Annotated in this window: 17 protein-coding genes and 1 pseudogene; 8 read left to right on the top strand and 10 right to left on the bottom strand. The window is 72.1% G+C overall.

Annotated features, from left to right (window positions below; translation table 11 throughout):
* Nucleotides 1-133: 133 nt before the first annotated feature.
* Together IE142_RS39380 and IE142_RS29865 are read right to left on the bottom strand one after the other, a co-directional pair.
* A complete protein-coding gene (locus IE142_RS39380) occupies nucleotides 134-274 on the bottom strand; it encodes a DUF6924 domain-containing protein (RefSeq protein WP_381788735.1) in 141 nt (46 codons plus the stop codon).
* A gap of 344 nt (nucleotides 275-618) precedes the next feature.
* Nucleotides 619-1596, bottom strand: coding sequence for a LysR family transcriptional regulator (locus IE142_RS29865; protein WP_191888670.1), 978 nt, complete (start codon nucleotides 1594-1596; stop codon nucleotides 619-621).
* 39 nt (nucleotides 1597-1635) lie between these two features.
* Here IE142_RS29865 and IE142_RS29860 point away from each other — a divergent pair, with 39 nt between their 5' ends.
* On the top strand, nucleotides 1636-2595 hold the full coding sequence (locus tag IE142_RS29860; RefSeq protein ID WP_191888627.1) for a serine hydrolase: 960 nt from the start codon (nucleotides 1636-1638) through the stop codon (nucleotides 2593-2595).
* 83 nt (nucleotides 2596-2678) lie between these two features.
* Entirely contained in the window at nucleotides 2679-3719 is a 1041-nt protein-coding gene (locus IE142_RS29855; protein WP_191888626.1) for an MBL fold metallo-hydrolase, read from the top strand.
* 63 nt (nucleotides 3720-3782) lie between these two features.
* Here IE142_RS29855 and IE142_RS37045 read toward each other — a convergent pair.
* Nucleotides 3783-3958, bottom strand: a pseudogene (locus tag IE142_RS37045) (PhzF family phenazine biosynthesis protein); the annotation flags it as partial.
* 932 nt (nucleotides 3959-4890) lie between these two features.
* Here IE142_RS37045 and IE142_RS29850 point away from each other — a divergent pair.
* Nucleotides 4891-6282, top strand: coding sequence for an MFS transporter (locus IE142_RS29850; RefSeq protein WP_191888625.1), 1392 nt, complete (start codon nucleotides 4891-4893; stop codon nucleotides 6280-6282).
* Nucleotides 6283-6324: 42 nt separating this feature from the next.
* Here IE142_RS29850 and IE142_RS29845 read toward each other — a convergent pair whose 3' ends face one another.
* The 6 genes from IE142_RS29845 to IE142_RS29820 all read right to left on the bottom strand — a co-directional run bounded on the left by IE142_RS29845 (nucleotide 6325) and on the right by IE142_RS29820 (nucleotide 12961).
* Complete coding sequence (locus tag IE142_RS29845) at nucleotides 6325-8295, bottom strand: helix-turn-helix domain-containing protein (RefSeq protein WP_191888624.1); 1971 nt, start codon at nucleotides 8293-8295, stop codon at nucleotides 6325-6327.
* A gap of 100 nt (nucleotides 8296-8395) precedes the next feature.
* Nucleotides 8396-9196 (bottom strand): 3-hydroxybutyrate dehydrogenase, encoded by an 801-nt coding sequence (locus IE142_RS29840; RefSeq protein ID WP_191888623.1) that lies wholly within the window; start codon nucleotides 9194-9196, stop codon nucleotides 8396-8398.
* Nucleotides 9197-9250: 54 nt separating this feature from the next.
* Nucleotides 9251-9730, bottom strand: a complete 480-nt coding sequence (locus IE142_RS29835; RefSeq protein WP_107480264.1) for an NUDIX hydrolase — start codon at nucleotides 9728-9730, stop codon at nucleotides 9251-9253.
* Between the two features lie 67 nt (nucleotides 9731-9797).
* Nucleotides 9798-11411: an apolipoprotein N-acyltransferase gene (lnt, locus tag IE142_RS29830; protein ID WP_191888622.1), complete on the bottom strand. Its 1614-nt coding sequence runs from the start codon at nucleotides 11409-11411 to the stop codon at nucleotides 9798-9800.
* Nucleotides 11412-11554: 143 nt separating this feature from the next.
* Nucleotides 11555-12097 (bottom strand): hypothetical protein, encoded by a 543-nt coding sequence (locus IE142_RS29825; RefSeq protein WP_191888621.1) that lies wholly within the window; start codon nucleotides 12095-12097, stop codon nucleotides 11555-11557.
* A gap of 78 nt (nucleotides 12098-12175) precedes the next feature.
* Nucleotides 12176-12961 carry a glutamate racemase gene (locus IE142_RS29820; RefSeq protein ID WP_191888620.1) on the bottom strand — a complete coding sequence of 262 codons (786 nt, stop codon included), beginning with the start codon at nucleotides 12959-12961 and terminating at the stop codon, nucleotides 12176-12178.
* Nucleotides 12962-13000: 39 nt separating this feature from the next.
* Between IE142_RS29820 and IE142_RS29815 the strand changes: the two genes are divergently transcribed.
* Entirely contained in the window at nucleotides 13001-14224 is a 1224-nt protein-coding gene (locus IE142_RS29815) for a glycosyltransferase (protein WP_191888619.1), read from the top strand.
* A gap of 37 nt (nucleotides 14225-14261) precedes the next feature.
* Here the strand turns inward: IE142_RS29815 and IE142_RS29810 are convergent, their stop codons facing one another.
* On the bottom strand, nucleotides 14262-15560 hold the full coding sequence (locus IE142_RS29810) for a TerD family protein (protein WP_191888669.1): 1299 nt from the start codon (nucleotides 15558-15560) through the stop codon (nucleotides 14262-14264).
* Nucleotides 15561-15853: 293 nt separating this feature from the next.
* Between IE142_RS29810 and IE142_RS29805 the strand changes: the two genes are divergently transcribed.
* The 4 genes from IE142_RS29805 (at nucleotide 15854) to IE142_RS29790 (ending at nucleotide 20518) form a co-directional block, all read left to right on the top strand.
* Nucleotides 15854-16294, top strand: a complete 441-nt coding sequence (locus IE142_RS29805; RefSeq protein ID WP_191888618.1) for a DUF6643 family protein — start codon at nucleotides 15854-15856, stop codon at nucleotides 16292-16294.
* 42 nt (nucleotides 16295-16336) lie between these two features.
* Entirely contained in the window at nucleotides 16337-17164 is an 828-nt protein-coding gene (locus tag IE142_RS29800) for an MOSC domain-containing protein (protein WP_191888617.1), read from the top strand.
* Between the two features lie 201 nt (nucleotides 17165-17365).
* On the top strand, nucleotides 17366-17971 hold the full coding sequence (locus tag IE142_RS29795; RefSeq protein WP_191888668.1) for an Rv1733c family protein: 606 nt from the start codon (nucleotides 17366-17368) through the stop codon (nucleotides 17969-17971).
* A gap of 108 nt (nucleotides 17972-18079) precedes the next feature.
* Nucleotides 18080-20518, top strand: a complete 2439-nt coding sequence (locus tag IE142_RS29790) for a right-handed parallel beta-helix repeat-containing protein (protein ID WP_191888616.1) — start codon at nucleotides 18080-18082, stop codon at nucleotides 20516-20518.
* The last annotated feature ends 93 nt before the right edge of the window (nucleotides 20519-20611 follow it).

The following is a 20611-nucleotide window of genomic DNA, read 5'->3' as shown; positions in this document are numbered from 1 at the left end:
CTCGCGCCGGTCCACCGTCCGGTCCGCAGACCCGGCCGGCCGGACGCGGACCACCGGTGAGCCACGGCCTTCCGCTGCTGCCCCACGGCTGAGGACGGCCGGGGACCGCGAGCAGGGGTGTGCGGCTCCGGCCTCAGAAGCCCCGGTGAACGCCGTCGTCACCAACGGCTCGGGCGAACTCCTCGAAGTCCATGTTCGCGCCCGCGACGTTGTTCTCGACGCTCCACAGCTCGGCTGCCACAACGCGGACACAACGCCCGCGTTCACCCGGCAGCCCTGCATCAATTGGGGCACAGCACCGTCCAGGCGCGAACCATTGGCCCGGCTCTCGTCATCGACCGGGTCATCGACGGGCGGGTCGCCCGGCGGTCAGCAGGCCAGGGCCGCCGAGTGCGCTCCCGGTTGTCGCTCGCGGGTCGTGTCGCCTGAAACCGTGCGGCTCCGGGGGCTGCGCGTGGACCGCTGTCGACGCGCGGTGCGTGTGCGCGTCAGCGTCCCTGTGCGTCCCGGTTCGCGAGCACGGCATCGGCCGCGGCGTGCAGGTCCCTGGCTGACGCGCCGTCACGCACCTTTGCCACTTTCAGGAAGCCCACCGGTCGTCTAAGGCGTCGAGACCGCCTACCAACGCGATGCTGCTTCGTCGTACACCACCGCCCACGGGCGAGGCGGCTCTGTCTCCGCGGGCGCGCCGTCGTCGCGGTGCAGGGTCGCCGCGCGGTCGCGGGCGAGTACGTCGGCTGCGAGTTCGGCGAAGTGTGGAGCGGCCGGGTGGGAGGATCGGCCGGCGGGCCAGACTCCGTTGGTCCGCTGGGTGAGGGGGCGGCCTCCCAGTGGCCGCCAGACGACGCGGGGCTCCTTGCCGGCCACCGGCTTCTGGTCGAAGGCGATGCCGTGCCCCGCGGTGACGAGGGCCAGCAACACCTCGGGGTGCGAGGCATGCCGCAGTCCGGTGGGAACGAAACCCCCGGCCCGGCAGGTGTCCAGAATCCGGTCGTACCAGCCGGGAGCCTGCGCACGTGGAAAGAGCACGAGGTTGCTACCGGCCAGCTCGGCGAGAGCGACCTCCGGAAGCCGGGCCAGTGGTGAGACGCGCGGTAGGACGACGCCGAGTTCCACCCGCACCTCCGGACCGAGACGGAGGCCGGTTACGTCCACGGGCTGGTGGACGAGGCCGACGTCGAGCCCGCCGGACGCGATCAGTCGCAGTTGCTCTTCGGTGGTGATCTCCTGGAGATCGACGGTCATGCCCGGATAGTGTTCCGCACATGCGCCGAGCAGCAGCGACAGCGTGGCAACCGTCGTGCCGGGGGGCACGCCCGCACGTAAGGTACCCGAATCGCCCTCCCCGGCGCGGCGGGCCAGCGTCCGCAACCGTTCCTCGCCGAGTAGCAGTGCACGGGCTTCGTCCAGCAACATTGCGCCTGCGGGTGTCAGTTTGACCTGTCGGCGCGACCGGTCGAACAGCTCGGCGCCGAGATCCTTCTCCAGCCTGCGCACCGCCTGACTGAGGGGTGGCTGGGCCATGCCGAGCTGGTCGGCGGCCCGGCTGAAATGCAGCTCTTCGGCGACGGCGACAAAGATGCGCAGGTGGCGCAAGAGATCCACAGCCAGGGACCTTACGTGAGGGGCGAAGCGATGGTCGAGGATCAGGTCCGTGAGGTCTTCGCGAGGGCGGGAGCCGAGGGGTTGTTGCACGCGGTTCCCATCGGTGGGGAGCCGTGCCGCGATGAGGTGACGATCGGCAGGCGTGCGACAGGCGACACGGTGGCCGCGGGTGAGTGGACGGTAGCCGACGAGGTTGCCGTCGGCGCTGACGAGCCCGTCGTGATCGCCTCTGTCTTCAAGGTCTTGCTGGTCCTCGAGTTCGCGCGCCAGGTCGCCGCCGGCCAGCTCGACCCCCGTGCGCGGGTCCGGGTCACGGCAGCGGACCGGCTGGGGGGCTGGGGCACGGCCGGCTGTGCGGACGACGTCGAGCTGTCCCTGCGCGACCTGGCCCTCTTCGCGATCTCGGTGAGCGACAACTCGGCGGCTGACCTGCTGCTGGCACAGGTCGGTCTGGACACGGTACGGCTCCTGGCCGAAGAGCTCCGCCTCGAACGGACCCGGATCGTGGGCGGTCCTCGCGATGTGCTGCAGTCGATGCTCAGTGAGGTCGGCGCACGCGACGAGAGTGAGTTCGCCCTGCGCTACCCGGCGCTGCCGGAGGCCCGCAAGAGACGGATGAGCGTGCTGGATCCCTCGCGGACCAACGCCAGCACGCCCCGCGAGATCACCCGACTGCTGTGCCTCATCTGGCGGGACGAGGCGGGCCCGCCGCAAGCCTGCGCGCAGGTACGGGAACTGATGTCCCGCCAGCTTTTCCGACACAGGCTGGTGTCGGGGTTCCCGGACGAGGCAACGGTCGCGGCGAAGACCGGAACCCTTCCCGGCCTTCACATGGAGGCGGGGGTCGTTCGGTATCCCGACGGCAGCCGCTACGCGGTCTCCGTCTTCGCCCGCACGCGGGAACTCGCCGCATCACGTACGGCCGTCGACGCGGCGATCGGCACAGCGGCTCGGATCGCTGTCGACTTCCTCCGCCGTCGTGGCGGATGACCTGGTCCCATACGGGAATGCATATGAGACCGCGTACGTATCGATCTTGGACTGTGGCGGGTGTCTCCTGATCTCCTGACCACATGAGCGACGACACAGACGCACCCCGCCCGAAGCGCCGCATCCAGGGTTTCGGCCGACGCACGGTGCTGCGCGGCGCCGCGTTCGGCGCGGCCGCCCCGCTTCTCACCTCCCCCGCCCACGCCGCCACCACCACGGCGCGCACGGCCTCGCCGGCTGGTTCGACGTCCTTCCGTTGGCTGGGCACGTCCGGCTGGCGCATCGACGTCGAGGGGCGGACAGTGCTCTTCGACCCGTACGTCACCCGGTTCAAGACCGGTTTGTTCGACGGGGGTTTCGAACCGAGTACGAAGCTGAGGTCCGATCCTGAACGGGTGCGGGAGCACATCGGCCGCCCTGAAATCGTCCTGGTCAGCCACTCCCACTGGGACCACATCGCCGACGTGCCGTACATCGCCAAGGCCACGGGTGCCCGGATCGTCGGCACCGAGACGACGTATCACCTGCTGACCGCGTTCGGCGTGGACCCCGGGCAGATCTCGGTGGTCAAAGGTGACGAGGTCCTGGACTTCGACGGAATCACGGTTCAGGTGGTGTCGAGCCTGCACAGCCGCAACAAACGGCACACCTACTTCGCGCCGGGAACCCTGCACGCGCCACCGCCGACAGCCCCCCGCACCATCTCCGACCTGCCGGAGGGCGACACGCTTGCCTACCAGGTGACCACCGGCAGCGGTGCGCCCTCGGCCTTCCTGATGGGCGCCAGCGACTTCTCCGAGCGAGCGGTCCAAGGGCTCAACCCCGATCTCGCGATGATCGCGGTGCCGTCCAGCTCCTCGACGTCCCGCTACGTGCCTCGACTGATGCGAGCACTCGGCCAGCCCGACGTCGTCGTACCCGTCCACTGGGACAACTTCGAAGAGCCCCTGAGCGAACCACCGCGCCGCGACCCGGCGATGGACCTGGACGCCTTCGTCGCGCTGGTCCGTCAGGAGTCCCCGTTGAGCCGAATCGTCGTCCCGGACTACCACACCACCTACGGCGGGGACATGCGGCCGAAGCCGCGCCCCGGAACGAGTGGCGGGGATCACCAGCTGCCGTGAAAAAGTTCCCCTGCCGTTCCTCAACGGCCCGGACTCGTCCGCCGATGTGAGTCGTCCCGTGCCGGGGGCCGCCACGGTCTGCGACCCCCTGCCCCGGGAGACCGCAACAGCCCGCCCCAACCGGTCGGCGAGCAGGAGCGCTGCCGCTCCAGTGGCTGCGTCTTCGTCGATGCCGTCACCACGGCCCGAATGTCCCGGGCCCGGACTCGGCCGGCGGCCTCGTCCCACCAGGCCCAGGCCTTGTTCCGCGGCGGTCGGTGATCAAGTGGCGCTTGCTGCCGGGGGCGGCCGCGGTCGACCGGCGAAGGTCCGGTGTGAGCATCCCCTAATCCAGAGTGCGTAAGCAGACGGCCCGGGCCCATGCAACGACCCGAGACGACTGCTCGCACAGGACAGCGGAGGTCTGGTTCCCCCCTGGCCGGCAAGGCCTCTTCAAAGAGCGTCATCGCATGCCATCGCGGGGCTCGCGGTGATGACGCGGGCGCCGGGCTGATGCCTCCGTGTCCCCGGGCCGTGAGGCTTCTGTCGAGAGCAGCGCAGCCCGGCGCCTCCGTGATCACCGGAGAGTCGCGGCGACTGCGCGGGCATTGATCGTTACGGCGCGAGCCCGCTCCAGAGTCGACCTCTCGTTCATCTGTGAGCCCACGAGACCTGCCGAAAGATCGAGCCCTTGGAGGGCGCTGGTGTCGCGAACGCATCGGAGTACTCCAATGCGGCTTCGCCGTCTCACGGAGCCGTCGCATGTGGTACCGCGGCCCACTCGCTAGCACCACGTACCACTCATCAAGATGCGGACCAGGTGCGGGCCGAATCAGCCTGGCACTTGACGTTTCCACTCTTTACCGCCGGTCAGGAGCGCGGTCAGGCGTGTACCACCAGCAGACGAAGAATCTCCTGGGACCAACGTGAACCGCACCCGCGCCCGCACCCGCACCCGCACCCGCACCCGCACCCGCACCGAAAGACTCTTCTTGCCCGTGCAGACGCCCCGGACGGTACTCGTTTTGAGCATCACCGATCGTGTGAACCGGCTTCCCGCGAGCCGGCATGGTGGCTGCGCGCATAGCCAACCTTCGAACTATGTTGCCCCGCCACATGTGCGCCTGACCTGCGTATTTCTACGGTGTGCCGACACGTACCCGTCCCCACCGCACACGAGGAAGTGGCGCACATGGCCTCCGCAGCATCCGCTCCACCGACGCCGAACAACCTCAAGCGCATCGTCGCCGCGTCCCTCATCGGCACCACCATCGAGTGGTACGACTTCTTCCTCTACGGCTCCGCCGCCGCGCTCGTCTTCAACAAACTGTTCTTCCCGGACTCCGACCCGCTCGTCGGCACGCTGCTGTCGTTCCTGACCTACGCCGTCGGGTTCGCCGCACGGCCGCTGGGGGCCCTGGTGTTCGGGCACTACGGCGACCGGCTCGGGCGCAAGAAGCTGCTGGTGCTGAGCTTGTTGATGATGGGCGGGGCGACCTTCGCGATCGGACTGCTGCCCACACACGCGACCATGGGTACGGCCGCTCCCGTGCTGTTGACCGTGCTGCGGCTGGTCCAGGGCTTCGCGCTCGGCGGTGAGTGGGGCGGGGCCGTGCTGCTGGTGTCGGAGCACGGGGACGCGCGGCGGCGCGGGTTCTGGGCGTCGTGGCCGCAGACGGGGGCGCCGGCGGGGCAGTTGCTGGCCACCGGTGTGCTGTCGTTGTTGACCGCCGTGCTGTCGGACTCCGCGTTCAACAGTTGGGGTTGGCGGATTCCCTTCTTGCTGTCCGGAGTGCTTGTCATGGTCGGTTTGTGGATTCGTCTGTCCGTCGATGAATCGCCGGTGTTCAAGCAGGCACTGGCGCAGGCCGAGACACGGAAGGCGAAGTCCGAGCCGCTTCCGCTGGTCGCCGTGGTGCGGCACCACTGGCGCGACGTGTTGATCGCGATGGGCGCACGGATGGCCGAGAACATCAGCTACTACGTCATCACGGCGTTCATCCTCGTCTACGCCACCACCGCCGCCGACGTCTCGAAACAGACCGCACTCAACGCGGTGCTGATCGCCTCGGCCGTGCACTTCGCGGTGATTCCGGTTTGGGGTGCGCTGTCGGACCGCATCGGCCGACGTCCCGTGTATCTGCTGGGGGCGGCCGGGGTGGGGCTGTGGATGTTCCCCTTCTTCATGCTGATCGACTCCGGGCATTTCGGCAGCCTCCTGCTCGCGGTGACCGTGGGACTGGTGCTGCACGGTGCGATGTACGCACCCCAGGCGGCCTTCTTCTCCGAGATGTTCGCGACCCGGATGCGCTACTCGGGGGCCTCGATCGGCGCGCAGTTCGCCTCGGTCGCGGCCGGTGCCCCCGCGCCGCTGATCGCCACCGCCTTGCTGTCCGAGTACAACAGCTCCACCCCGATCTCGCTCTACGTCATCGCCTCGGTGGTGCTGACGCTGATCGCCGTGGGTGTGGCCAAGGAGACGCGCAACCGGGACCTCGCCGAGGTCGCGACCGCCCCGCAGGACGCGAAGCCGGGCGGGGCCGAGCAGTCCGCCTCCCGTGCGTCGGGGGCCCGCACCGTCTGACCCGCCCCCCAACCGGCCCCCGGACGCCCGTGCGTGCGGGGGTCAGTGCTGTGCCGGTATCGACAAGCGGTGGAGTCTGAGGGCCAGTTGTATCTCCAGCGCGCGGTCGGGGCTCTGCCAGTCGTCACCCAGGAGGCGCCCGACGCGTTCCAGGCGCTGGGCGACCGTGTTCACGTGGACGTGGAGCTCGTCCTTGGTGCGAGCGGGACTCATGCCGCAGGCGAAGTACGCGTCGAGGGTGCGCACCAGTTCGGTGCCTCGACGTTCGTCGTAGGTGAGGACCTGGCCGATGGTGCGGACGACGAAGCCGGAAACGTTCTGGTCGCCGGCCAGCAGCAGGCCGAGGAACCCGAAGTCCTCGGCGGCGGCGCCGTCCCCGGAGCGGCCCAGCAGCCGTAGGGTGTCGAGGCAGCGTCCGGCTTCGGTGTACGCGGCGGCCACGGCGTCCGGGTGGGCGACGAGGTCCTGCACGGGAGCGGAGGCGCCGACGGTGACGGCCTCGTGGACGGCCGTGCCGAGGTGCCGGGCGGTGCGGCGGGCCAGGTCCGTCGCGCCGTCGTCGGCGGCCAGGGGCAGCAGGAGCACGGTGCCGCCGTCTCTGGCGGCGGCAAGGCCGTGCCGGGTCGCGGCGAGGTGGGAGGCCGCGGCCCACAGCCGTCTGCGCGCGTCCGCCTCCTGGTCGGCGTCGGGCGCGGTGGTGTCGAGGCGGGCGGCGAGAACGACGTGGGTGGCGGTCAGGTCGGCGCCCAGCCGCCGGGCGCGGTCGCCCAGCAGGCGTGGGTCGCGGTCGCGGGCGTCGAGCAGGTCGTCGAGCAGCTCACCGCGGACGCGCTGTTCGGCCTCCGCGGCGGAGCGTCGGGCGAGCAGGAGGAGGGAGGTGACCATCGCGGCCCGCTCCAAGGTGAGCTGGTCGACGGGGTCGAGTCCGGGGTGGCCGCGGAGCACCAGGGCGCCGAGCAGCTCGCCGCCGGCGGTGACGGCGGCGATCCAGTCGTCCTCGTGCCGCACCGCGTGGCCTTCGGCGCGGGAGGTCTCCAGGGCGCGTGCCGGTGCGGCGACGGCCTCGGTGAACTCGACGGTGCCGTCCAGCACGTGGGAGACGGCGGCGGCCACGTCGTGGACCCCGCCCCCGCGCAGGACGAGTTCGGCGAGCCGGTCGTGGACGTCGGAGGCGCGCTCGATGACGCCGCTGCGGTCCCGGATGATCTCGTTGGCCCGTTCCAGGTCGGCGAGGGCCGAGCGGGTCTCGGCGAGCAGGTTCGCGGTGTCGATGGCGGCCGCGGCGAGGGCGGCGAAGGAGCCGAGCAGGGCGATCTGTTCCCGTTCGAAGACCCGGGCGCGCCGGTCCGCGGCGAAGAGCACACCGATGACGTGGTGGCCGAGCATGAGGGGGACGCCGAGGATGGCGACCAGGCCCTCGTCGCGCACGCCGGCGTCGATGGTGCGGGTGTGCTGGAAGCGGGCGTCCTGGAAGTAGTCGTCGGTGACGTAGGGACGGGCGGTCTGGGCGACGAGACCGCCGAGTCCCTCGCCCATGCCGAGCCGCAGCTGCTGGAAGCGGGCCGCGACCGAGCCCTCGGTCACCCGCATGTAGGTGTCGCCCCGGGCGGGGTCGTTGAGGCTGAGGTAGGCCACGTCGGTGCCGAGCAGTGAGCGGGCCCGCTGCACGATCGCGCGCAGGACGGCGTCCAGGTCGCGCAGTCCGGCCAGGTCGTGGGCGGTCTCGAAGAGCGCGGACAGCTCGGCCTCCCGGCGTCGGCGGCCCTCCAGCTCGGAGCGGACGCGCAGCGCGAGGGCCTTGGCCCTTTCGAGCGCGGCGATACGCTCGGCCGGGCCTCCCTCCGCGCGGACGAGGAGCACCGGCTGCTCGTAGGCGTCGGCGGAGGCGCCCCTGGCCAGCAGGTCCAGGAAGGGCGTCTCGACGGCCACGGGCGCCGGGTCCGCCGAGTCACCGGCCGGCGACTCGGCATCGTGGGCGGGGCGCTCGGCGGACTGCAGGTGATCGCGGGACATGCTCACAGGATTCCCCATCGCAGGGTCGTCCCGGCAGGCCTGTGGAAAACCCGGGCCGGCCGGGTACGCGGCCCGGTTCGGTGCGCGGGTCGCGTCCTGGTCAGTGGGCGGTCCAGCCGCCGTCCAGGACCAGCGACGTACCGGTGACGAAGGACGCCTGCGGGCCGCACAGGTAGGCCACGGCCTGCGCGACCTCGTCCGGTTCGATGAGCCGCCGCACGGCGCTGTCCTTCAGCAGTACGTCGGTCAGTACCTGCTCCTCGGGGATGTCGTGCGCTCTGGCCTGGTCGGTGATCTGCTTCTCCACCAGCGGGGTGCGCACGTAGGAGGGGTTGACGCAGTTGGAGGTGACGCCGTGGGCCGCGCCTTCGAGAGCGGCGGTCTTGGACAGTCCCTCCAGCCCGTGCTTGGCGGCCACGTACGCCGCCTTGTAGGCCGAGGCGCGCAGGCCGTGGACGGAGGAGATGTTGACGATGCGCCCCCAGCCCTGCCCGTACATGTGGGGCAGGGCACCGCGGATGAGGCGGAAGGGGGCCTCCAGCATGACGGTGAGCACGGTGTGGAAGACGTCCGGCGGGAACTCCTCGATGGGGCGCACCAGCTGCAGACCGGCGTTGTTGACGAGGATGTCGGTGCCGGCCGCGGCGTCTTCGGCGGCGTCCAGGTCGCTCAGGTCCAGGACGTGCGGTGCGACACCGCCCGCGAGGTCGGCGCAGCTCTCGGTGAGCGCGTCCAGTCCGGCGGCGTCCCGGTCGACGGCTCTTACCTCGGCCCCGGCCGCGGCGAGCCGCTGCGCGCAGGCTCGGCCGATGCCGCCGGCGGCACCGGTGACGAGGGCGGTGCGGCCGCGGAGGTCGAGCGAGGAGGCGTGCGGAGCCGGAAGGACACTGGGCGAGGTCATGTCCCGACCCTAGGCAGGCCACGCCCCGCGCCACATGTGGGCGCGCTCCATACTTCAGGCGGAGCTGGTGGTGTCGAACCATGTGGGGGCGTCGGACAGCGCCTGTTTGATCCGGAACTGCCCGAACTCCCCGAGGTCCGGCAGCGCGTCCGCCTCGAACCAGCCGACCTCCAGCGACTCGTCGTCGTTGACCCTAGCCTCGCCTCCGACGGCCCTGCAGCGGAACGTGACGTCCATGAACTGGCAGACGTCCCCGTTGTCGTACGTGACCGGGTTCAGCGCCTGGACGAGGACCAGCCGTTCGACGACGCACCGTACGGCGGTCTCCTCCTCCACCTCGCGCACCGCGCAGGCCGCGGGCTGCTCCCCCGGATCCGGGATGCCGCCGATCAGGGACCAGCGTCCGTTGTCCGACCGCCGGCCGAGCAGCACTCTGCCCTCGTCGTCGAGGACGACGGCGGTCACTCCGGGAAGCCACAGCAGCTGGTGTCCGGCGGTTGCGCGCAGATCGCGGATGAAGTCGGGAGTAGCCATGCGAACGACCCTAACGGTCCGGCCGTGCCGCCCGGGCGGTGTCGAGGGGGGTTCGGCGGGCGTACGGCTACACGCCACCGGCGCGCCGACCGCGCACACCGGCGCCGACGGCCCAACCGAGTCCGCCGGCCGCGACCAGCAGCAGGACGATCTCCGGAGCCACGCCCAGGCGGGTGGCGGGCGTCTCGGAGGAACGCAGCGGCACCTCCTGGACCAGGGAGTCCGCCACGAACATGCCGGTCCTCTGGGTGATCCTCCCGTCCGGCATGATGATCGCGCTGACGCCGCTGGTCACCGGCACGGTGACGGTCCGGCTGTGTTCCACCGCGCGGACGCGGGACATGGCGAGCTGCTGGTAGGTCATCTCGCTGCGGTCGAACGTCGCGTTGTTGCTCGGCACCGAGATCATCTGGGCGCCGTCGGTGACCTCGGAGCGCACCGCCCAGTCGAAGGCGGCCTCGTAGCAGGTGACGAGCCCCACCTCGGTCCCGGCCATGGTGAACACGCCCGGTTCCGTCCCCCGGCTGAAGTCCTGGCTGACCATGGAGGTCCACTCGTCGTTGATCGCGCCGATGAGCGAGCGCAGCGGCAGGTATTCGCCGAACGGCTGGATCTGCCGCTTGTCGTAGGTGTCGACCGGGCCCTTGTCCGGGTCCCACAGGATCTGCTCATTGAGCAGCTTGCCGTCGCGTTCCACCACACCGCCGACGGAGATGGGCGCGCCGATGGCCCTGGCGGCCCGGTCGATGACCGCGCGGGCGTCGGGGTTGGCGAAGGGGTCGATGTCCGAGGAGTTCTCCGGCCAGAGCACGAAGTCGGGCCGATCCACCTTGCCGGCCCTGACCCCGGCGGCCAGGCGCTGCGTCTCGCGCGCGTGGTAGTCGAGTACGGCCCGGCGCTGGGCGTTGAAGCCGAGGCCCGCGCGCGGCACGTTGCCCTGGACCACGGCGACGGTCGCGGTGCCGTCCTCCGCCTCGTCGCTGACCAGCGGGCGGGCGGCGACGGCCCCCAGGACGGGCAGGGCCACGCTGAGGAGGGCCACGGTCGCCGCGCTCCGCCGCACCTCTCCGGTGCGGCGCGCGTGGACGGCCATGCGCACCACCTCGTAGAGGCCCAAGCCGCACAGGACGACCGCGTAGCCGAGTACCGGTGTGCCGCCGACCGCGGCGAGCGGCAGGAACACCCCGTCCGCCTGCCCGAACGCGATCTTGCCCCAGGGGAAGCCCTCGAACGGCACGCGCGCGCGTGCGGCCTCCCCCGCGATCCACAGCGCCGCCGCCCACAGGGGCCAGCCCGGCAACTTCGACACCGTCGCGACGCCCGCGCCGACCAGCGCCACGAAGACCGCTTCGATAGCGACCAGGGCGAGCCAGGGGCCGGGGCCGACCTCCACGCCGGTCCACACCAGCAGGGGCAGCAGGAAGCCGAGGCCGAAGAGGTAGCCGAGGCCGAGGCCCGCCTTCCAGCCGCGGCCGCGCAGCGCCCAGCCGAGGACGGCGAAGGCGGGCAGGGCCAGCCACCACAGGGCGCGCGGCGGGAAGCTGACGTAGAGCAGCACTCCGGAGAGCGCGACGGCGACGGCAGGGAGGAGGCGCAGGAGCCGCGCGGCGGCGCGCGTGGCGGGTGCGTTCTGCGGCTGCTTCCGGTCCGGCTCGCCGACGGAGGTTGCGGTGGCTGTCACCCCCCGGAGTGTACGGCGAGTGACCGAACGGCCGACAGCACGGTCCCCCTGCTGCCGACGGACCATGGGCGTGCGGTGCCGGCACTTACCGCATGACCCGCGCCGGCCGTCCGCCGACCGGCCGTCTCACCGCAACGGCGCGTTCAGCGTGCCGAGCCGGGCGCCTTCGGCCGCAGGCGGTCCTTGATGACCTGGACGGCCGCTTCCGCGTCGTCCACGGTGACGGTGAAGGTGTGGCCGTCCCACAACCGCAGGATCAGCCCCTCGCCGCGGCGTACGACGACCGCGGTGCCCTTCTCCGGTCGCCAGCGGTAGCCCCAACCGCCCCAGTGGCGCGGCGTGACGTGCGGGGCGAACTCGGCGCCGGCGACCTGGGAGAGGGGGATGCGGCGGCGGGGCACGCCGATGTGGCCGCAGCGGACCTCCAGGCACTCCTCGTCGACCCTCAGCGCGACGTGCACGAAGGCGAGCGTGCCGAAGAGGACCAGCAGTCCCGCCGCGATGCAGCCGACGACCGCCATGGCCAGCGGGGCGCCTCCGGACTCCCAGGCCGATTCGACGGCCAGCGCGATGCCGAATGCCAGGCAGGCGGCGCCGATGAGGGACAGGAACCACTGGACCCGGTTGGTGGCACGTCCGGTCCAGACGTGCGGTGGGGGGATGCTCTCGCCGTGGCGATGCCTCATGGATATGAGGTTACTCAGGTTTCGCTGCACCGGTACCTCGTCGCGCAGGGTGACTGGGCCGACCGGCGGGCCCGCCGGTCAGCGCGCCGGCGTGACCGCGCGCAGCAGCCGGCCCTCGTCGTAGGCCAGCGCCGGCGCGGGCAGCGTGCCCTCGCGTCCGCTCAGCAGGACGGTGAGGGTACCTTCGGCAGGCGCGCCGGGGTCGGGCCGGGCGCCGATCCGGCGCAGTGCCTGGGCGGCGACGGCGCCGGCGGAGCCGTGCAGGACGAGCCGCGGTCCGGCGGGGCGCTGCACGGCGGCGCGGATGCGTTCGGCGACCAGCTCGTAATGGGTGCAGCCCAGGACGACGGTCGTTACGTCGTCGGGCGTAAGGGCGGCCGCGGCAGCGACGGCCGCGTCGATGGCCGACTCGTCCGCGTGCTCGACGGCGTCGGCGAGGCCCGGGCACGGCACCTCGGTGATCTTCGCGCCGGCACCGAACTTCTCGATCAGGTCGCGCTGGTAGGCGCTGCCGGTGGTGGCGGGTGTCGCCCAGATCGCCACGGGGCCTCCGCCGGCCGCGGCGGGCTTGATCGCCGGGACGGTTCCGACGACCGGCAGTGTGGGCTCGAAGCGGGCGCGCAGCGCGGGCAGCGCGTGCACGGTGGCGGTGTTGCAGCCGACGATGAGGGCGGCCGGACGGTGTGCGGCGGCCGCCTCGGCCACGGCGAGGGCCCGTCCGGTCAGGTCCTCGGGGGTGCGCGGGCCCCAGGGCATGCCGTCGGGGTCCAGGGAGAGGATGAGATCGGCGTCGGGTCGCAGGCGTCGTACTACGGCGGTGGCCGCCAGCAGACCGATTCCGGAGTCCATGAGCGCGATCTTCACCCGGCCACCATAGTCGATGCGCCGTCGGGGCCCCGTGTCGTGGGGCAGACTGCGCACGTGAGCGCCGATGTGTGGACTGCCGTCGTGACCGTCGTTTCCGCCCTCTCGTTCGCCGCCTGGCTGTGGCTGCTGTTCGCCCGGGGCTTCTTCTGGCGCACGGACGTCCGGCTGCCGGTCCAGGAGGAACCGGACGCGTGGCCATCCGTCTGCGTGGTGGTCCCGGCGCGCGACGAGGCGGCCGTCCTGCCCGCGAGTCTGCCGTCCCTGCTCGCCCAGGACTATCCGGGGCGCGCGGAGGTCTTCCTGATCGACGACGGCAGCACGGACGGCACGGGGGGACTGGCGTGCGAGCTGGCCCGGCTGCAGGAGGGACTGCCACTCACCGTGGCCTCGCCGGGGGAGCCGCCGGCCGGCTGGACCGGCAAGCTCTGGGCGGTGCGGCACGGCGTCGGCCTGGCCCGCACGCGGGAGCCCGAGTACCTCCTGCTGACGGACGCCGACATCGCCCATGCGCCGGACAACCTGCGCCGGCTGGTGGCGGCGGCCCGCACGGGCGGTTACGACGTCGTCTCGCAGATGGCCCGGCTGCGAGTGGAGAGCGTGTGGGAGCGGCTGGTCGTGCCGGCCTTCGTCTACTTCTTCGCGCAGCTGTACCCGTTCCGGTGGATCGGCGGGACGGACGGCAGGAGGGCGACGCGGACGGCGGCCGCGGCGGGCGGTTGTGTGCTGCTGCGCGCCGATACCGCCGAACGGGCCCGGATCCCGGACTCCATCCGGCACGCCGTCATCGACGACGTGGCGCTCGCCCGGGCGGTCAAGGGCGTCGGCGGGCGCGTCTGGCTGGGGCTGGCCGACCGGGTGGACAGCGTCCGTCCGTATCCGCGGCTGCACGACCTGTGGCGGATGGTCTCGCGCAGCGCGTACGCGCAGCTGCGCCACAACCCGTTGGTGCTCGCCGGGACGGTGGCCGGTCTGGCGCTGGTGTACCTGGTGCCGCCGGCGGCGGTGGTCGTGGGCGCGGCGACGGGGAACGCGGCGGCGCTCTTCCCGGGCGCCGCCGCGTGGCTCGTGATGGCGGGGACGTACCTGTCGATGCTGCGGTACTACCGGCAGCCGCTGTGGCTCGCCCCGTTGCTGCCGTTCACCGCTTTCCTCTACCTCCTCATGACCATCGACTCCGCGATGCGGCACTACCGGGGGCGCGGCGCGGCCTGGAAGGGCCGGACCTACGCCCGTCCGGGCGCCGTGGCCGACGAGGGCTGAGCGTGCGCACGTGGCAGGCCGACCGCGCGCCCGGGCGTCACTTCCGGCCGGGGGTCCAGTCCATGCCCCACCCGTAGGCGTGGTCGACCGTCCGCTGCGGGCTCACCCCGCGCTCCGGCACCAGATAGCGGGCCTCGCGCTGGACGACCAGGTCGTCGCCGGTGCTGGTGATCAGTGCGAGGGCGCACACCGTCGAGGGAACCGTGCACTCGTCGAGCGAGAAGTCGATCGGGGCGCCGTACTGCGGCTGAAGGGTGACCGTGGCGTGCAGGTCGGCGAAGGAGCGGGCGCCCTCGTAGATGGTGACGAAGACGAGGATGCGCCGGAAGTACTGCTTGTGGTCGAGGTTGATCGTGAGGTTCTCGCCGGTCGCCACGGCCCCGGTGCGGTCGTCGCCGTCGAGGTGGATGAACGGCGGCCGGTCGAGGGCGCCGTAGGCGTTGCCGAGCGCCTGTACTACGCCTTTGCTGCCGTCGGTGAGTTCGTACAGGCAGCACAGGTCCAGGTCGAGGTCGTCGTGCATGGCTACCGGGCGGCCGAGCTTGCGGGCCCAGCCGGAGAACTGCTTGCGCACCTCCCAGTTGAGGTTGACGCGCATGCCGCCCGAGGTGCCGCCCTGCTTGGTGAGCGATACGGAGGGTGCCGCCTTGGTCAGCGTGACCTTGGTCAGCCGGACCGGTTCGGCGGGGGGTGCCGCGGGCGGGGGCGGCGGTGCGGCGGCGGGCTGCGCTGCGGGTGGGGCGGGCTGGGCCACCGGAGGCGTGACGGCCGCGGGGGCCGGTGCCGTCGGTCGCGTGGGGGCCGCGGGTGTCCGCTGCGGCTCGTCCACCGAGATGCCGTAGTCCGTGGCCAGGCCCTCGAGCCCGCGGTCGTATCCCTGTCCGACGGCGCGGAACTTCCAGGCGCCCTGGCGGCGGTAGAACTCGCCGAGCACGAAAGCCGTTTCCACGGTCGCGCCCGGGTTGTCGAAGCGGGCGGCGACGGTGTTCCGCGCCGCGTCGCGGACCTCGATGTACAGATCGGGGACCTGCCCGAACGTTCCGCCGTCCGCCGATGCGGCGAGGATGACCGTCTCGATGGCGGGCTCCACACGCGCGAGGTCGACGAGCAGACTGTCGGTCACCCGGCCGTCGGCGTCCCGCTTGCCCTCGTGGCGGACCGCGCCGGAGGAGTGCGCCGGCTGGTTGTAGAAGACGAAGTCCGCGTCGGTCCGGACCTTCCCGCCCACCAGGAGCAGCGCCGAGGCGTCCACGTCGGGCACTCCGGGGCCGGTTCGCCGGCCCAGTTCGACCCGGAGCGCCGTCGTGGGCACCGGGGTGTTCGATCCTTTCGGCATTGACATGTCCGCCCCCATTGCGTGTCACCGAGCCGGGACTGTCCCGGCGGTCCGCCTGATTTCGAGCCCAACCTAGTCCCCGGCCGCCCCTCGCTCACGAGTGGTGCGGGAAGACGCCGGGACAACGGCCGGTAACCCGCCCGGAACTCGGCATTTACCTCAAGACCGCACGGCGTGTCGCCCCCATTTCGCCGAATTCGCTCGCATTGGGGATGCCCGGTCACTGCGGACACGCAAAACAACCCTCTTATCGGTCTCCCCAACCAGCACATCGTGGGCTTAACTTATGTCCCATGACCTCCCCCCGCTCCACTTATGGCGGCGGCTACTACTCCGCCTCCTTCCCGGACACTCCGATCTACGACTCGCTCGTGGCCGAGCGGGGCACCCCGCAGATCGCCCCGATCCGGGTCCCCGCCGCGTACGACACGCCGGGCAGCCACCTGCCCGCGCTCCCGTCGGCTCTGCCCGCCCTCCCGGCCGGCCCCTCCCAGCCCTCCTACGGTTACCCGCAGCAGGCGCCGCAGCCCGCCCCGCTGCAGCACGCGCCCGCTGCGTACATCCCGCAGCAGGCGACCGCTCCGCGCGGGTACCCCGGCCCCCAGCAGCCTCAGCCGCCCCGCCCTGCGGCGCCCGGCCCGGCGGGGTACGAGGCGATGCGCCCCGCGGCTCCCCGGCCGGCTCCGGCGCCGTATCAGGACCCGTACAACCAGCAGCAGTACCGCGGCTACTGAGCCGTTCCCGGGGTTGCCGGTGCCACCTGGCACGATGACCCCATGGGGAACTCGCGACTGCAGTCGATCCACGTCCATCCGGTCAAGGCGTCCCGGAGCCTGCCGCTCCGGGAGGCCGTCGTGGAGCCCTGGGGGCTGGCCGGAGACCGCCGCTGGATGCTGATCGACGACGGGGGAAAGGTCGTCACACAACGCAGGCAGCCGCGCATCGCCCTGGTCGCCGCCGAGTTGCTGCCCGGCGGCGGCGTCCGGCTGTCCGCACCCGGCCGGGAGCCGCTCACGGTGCCGGTTCCGCATGCGGGGGCCACCGTGCCGACGCAGATCTTCCGGGACAAGGTCGAGGCGGTCCCCGCCGAGGACGATGCCGTGCACGCCTGGTGCAGCGCCTTCCTCGAGGAGGACGTCCGGCTGGTCTACCTGGACGACCCCGCCACCCGTCGGCTCGTCGACCCGCGGTACGCGCTGCCGGGCGAGACCGTCACCTTCGCCGACGGATATCCGCTGCTGCTCACCACGACGGCCTCCCTCGACGCCCTCAACTCCCTGATCGCGCGCGGAGAGCACGCGGGCGACGGCCCGCTGCCCATGAACCGTTTCCGGCCGAACGTTGTCGTCTTCGGCACCGAACCATGGGCCGAGGACGGCTGGTCCCGCGTCACCGTGGGCGAAGTCGCCTTCCGGGTCGCCAAGCCGTGCGGACGCTGCGTCGTGACGACCACCGACCAGGGCACCGCCGAGCGCGGCAGGGAACCCCTGCACACCCTCGGCCTCCACCGCCGCGCCGACGGCGAACTGGTCTTCGGGCAGAACCTGGTCCCGCTCGGCCGCGGCACGATCCGGGTGGGCGACCCCGTGCGGGTCTGCGGATGACGTGTCCCTCCCCCACCGACCGGTTCAGGTCACCGGCCGGGGCGGGGAACCCGGTCCGCGGCCCGCGCGTTGGGCTTTGTGAGAGGTTCGTGAGGAACCCGGCGGGGGCGCGCTCGCGAGAGTGCGTCGCGTGCGCCCCGGGACGGGCGAGCAGTGAACGGTCCGGCCGGGGGCGGCGGCAGCGGGAAGGGGGCGCGGATCGTGCGGGCGATCGGAGGGCTCTGGCGCTGGCGGCACAATCCGCTGTGCCGCCCGACGGACCTGGCCGAGGCGTGGACGGCCCTGGTGGGGCTGCTGCTGATCCTGACCGTGGCTCCCCTCGTCGGCGCCCTCGTGGGCGGCTCGGCGCAGGATTCCCTGCAGCGGTCGGTGCGTGAACAGCACGAGTCCCGGCACCGGGTGACGGCCACAGTGGTCCGCCCTCTGGAGCGTCCGCCACTGACCGTCGACCCGGAGGGCGCCTCCGGCGGGGACCTGCGCAGCCGGGTGCTCGCCGACTGGACCGCGCCGGACGGCTCGCGGCACGAGGGCTCCCTCATGGCGAGCCTCGACGACCCTGCCCCCGGCGACCACTTCGCGATATGGACCGACGGGCAGGGACGAACGGTGGCCCGCCCGCTCGACGGCGCGACCGCGACGACGCACGCCGTGCTCGCCGGGATCGGAGCCGGATCGGTGGCCGCGGCCCTGGTCGAGGCCGGCCGGCGGATCGCCGTCCGGCGCATGGTCCACCGCCGGTACGCCCGCCTGGAGCAGGAGTGGGAGCGGGCCGGCCCGGACTGGGGCAAGACCGGCGCGGACAGCTGACGGGCTTCCGCCTCCGGTCAACTCACCACCTGCGCGCACGCTACGGTGGACCGGCCGAACCGAATCGGCGACAACCCGCGTACGACGAGGTGGGGGCACAGCAACGCCATGGCACAGGGCACGGTCCAGGTGACGCACACCGGCACCTCGCGGTGGCGGCGCCGCACGGGTGAGTACGCATCGCTCGCCGCCGCCCTGGAGGCCGCGGCCGACGGTGACGTCCTCACCGTCGCCCCCGGGACCTACCGGGAGAACCTCGTCGTCCACCGGGCGGTGACCCTGCGCGGCCCCGAGGGCGGGCAGGGTTCGGTCCGGATCGCCCCCGTGGACGGTGTCCCGCTGACCGTGCGTGCCTCGGCGGTGATCCAGGATGTGTACGTGGAGGGCCAGGACGCGGCGGCTCCCGCGGTGCTCGTCGAGGACGGTACGCCGGAGCTGCTGAGTCTGAGGGTGGTCGCGCGTTCTGCCTCCGGGATTGAGGTGCGCGGCGGCGCGCGGCCCACGGTGCGGCGTTGCGTCGTCGACAACCCGGCCGGTGCCGGCTTCGCCGTCCTGGACGGCGGGGGCGGCGTGTTCGAGGAGTGCGAGGTCGTCTCCGCGGGGCAGGCGGGCGTCGCGGTGCGCTCCGGCGCGCATCCCAGGCTGGAGCGCTGCCGGGTGCATCACGCCGCGGGTTCGGGCCTGACGGTGACGGGAGAGGGCTCCGCGCTCGAGGCCGTGGGCTGCGAGGTCTACGAGGTGCGGGGCAGCGGCGTGCAGGTCACGAACCGGGCCACCGCGCACCTGACCGACTGCGACGTGCACCGCACCACCGGCGACGGCGTCACCCTCGACACGGACGCGGTGCTCACCCTCGCCGACTGTCGCATCCACGACGTCCCGGAGAACGCGGTCGACCTGCGGTCCCGCTCCGTCCTCACGCTGACCCGCACCAGCGTGCGGCAGTTCGGGCGCAACGGACTGTCGGTGTGGGACCCGGGCACACGCGTGGACGCCAACCAGTGCGAGATCTTCGACAGCACCGGCGACTACCCGGCGGTCTGGGTGAGCGACGGCGCCACCGCGGTCCTCGACTCCTGCCGGGTGCACGACGTGCCGGACGCGCTGTTCGTCCTGGACCGCGGCTCACGTGCGGACGTCGTGGACAGCGACCTGTCCCAGGTGCGCAACACCGCGGTGTCGGTGAGCGACGGCGCCACCGCCCAGCTCGACGACTGCCGCATACGGGACGCCGCCACGGGCGCCTGGTTCCGCGACCACGGCAGCGGCGGCACGTTGAACAACTGCACCCTGGACGGCAACCGAACCGGCGTGATCGTCACCAAGGGCGCCGACCCCACCATCGAGCGCTGCACGGTCGACTCCCCCTCGGAGGCCGGCGTCTACGTGTCGGCGGGCGGCCGCGGGAGTTTCCTGAACTGCCGTGTGACCGGCAGCGCCGGGTACGGCTTCCACGTGATCGACGGCTGCCGCACGACGCTGAAGAAGTGCCGCACGGAACGGTGCGCGCGGGGCGGGTACGAGTTCGCGGACGGCGGCACGGAGGCCGGCCGTGACTCCGGTCCGCTCGTCGAGGACTGCACGAGCGACGAGAGCACCGGCCTGACCGCGCCCGCCGCGCCGGAGCCGGCCGTGCAGACGGTGGGTCAGACCCCCGGCCTGCTGGGCTCCATCCCCGGCCAGCGCAGCACCGAGCAGGAGCCCCTGATCGCCGGTGCGCGACCGGTGGAGCCGGCACGGACCTCCGATGCCGTGCTGGGCGAACTGGACGCTCTCGTCGGCCTGGAGAGCGTCAAGCGCGAGGTGCGGGCACTGACCGACATGATCGAGGTCGGCCGGCGCCGGCAGCAGGCGGGTCTGAAGGCCGCCTCGGTCAAGCGCCACCTGGTGTTCACGGGCTCCCCCGGTACCGGCAAGACGACGGTCGCCCGGCTGTACGGCGAGATCCTCGCCTCCCTCGGGGTGCTGGAGAAGGGGCACCTCGTCGAGGTGTCCCGGGTCGATCTGGTCGGTGAGCACATCGGCTCCACGGCTATCCGCACCCAGGAGGCGTTCCAGCGGGCGCACGGCGGCGTGCTGTTCATCGACGAGGCGTACGCGCTCTCCCCCGAGGACGCGGGCCGGGACTTCGGCAAGGAGGCCATCGACACGCTGGTGAAGCTGATGGAGGACCAGCGGGACGCGGTCGTGGTGATCGTCGCGGGTTACACGGCGGAGATGGAACGCTTCCTGTCCGTCAACCCGGGCGTGGCGTCCCGCTTCTCGCGGACCATCACCTTCGGCGACTACGGCCCCGAGGAGCTGCTGCGGATCGTGGAGCAACAGGCCGACGAGCACGAGTACCGGCTGGCACCGGGCGCGTCCGAGGCGCTGACGAAGTACTTCGCGGAGATTCCGAAGGGCCCGGCCTTCGGCAACGGCCGTACCGCCCGCCAGACGTTCGAGGCGATGGTGGAACGGCACGCGAGCCGGGTCGCCCAGCTGGCCGACCCGAACACGGACGACCTGACCCTGCTGTACGCCGAGGACCTGCCTGAGCTGCCGTAGAGCTCCGGGCGCGACCGCGGACGGCAGTCTTAGTACTCCAGTTAGAAATCGTTGCCTGAGCTGGTCGGTTTCGTTGTGCTGGACATGGTGGGG

The sequence above is a fragment of the Streptomyces mutabilis genome (genome assembly GCF_014649815.1).
GTDB classification, from domain to species: Bacteria; Actinomycetota; Actinomycetes; order Streptomycetales; family Streptomycetaceae; genus Streptomyces; species Streptomyces mutabilis.
The sequence above is the reverse complement of the archived record's forward strand: the minus strand, read 5'-3'. Positions and strand labels throughout refer to the sequence as shown.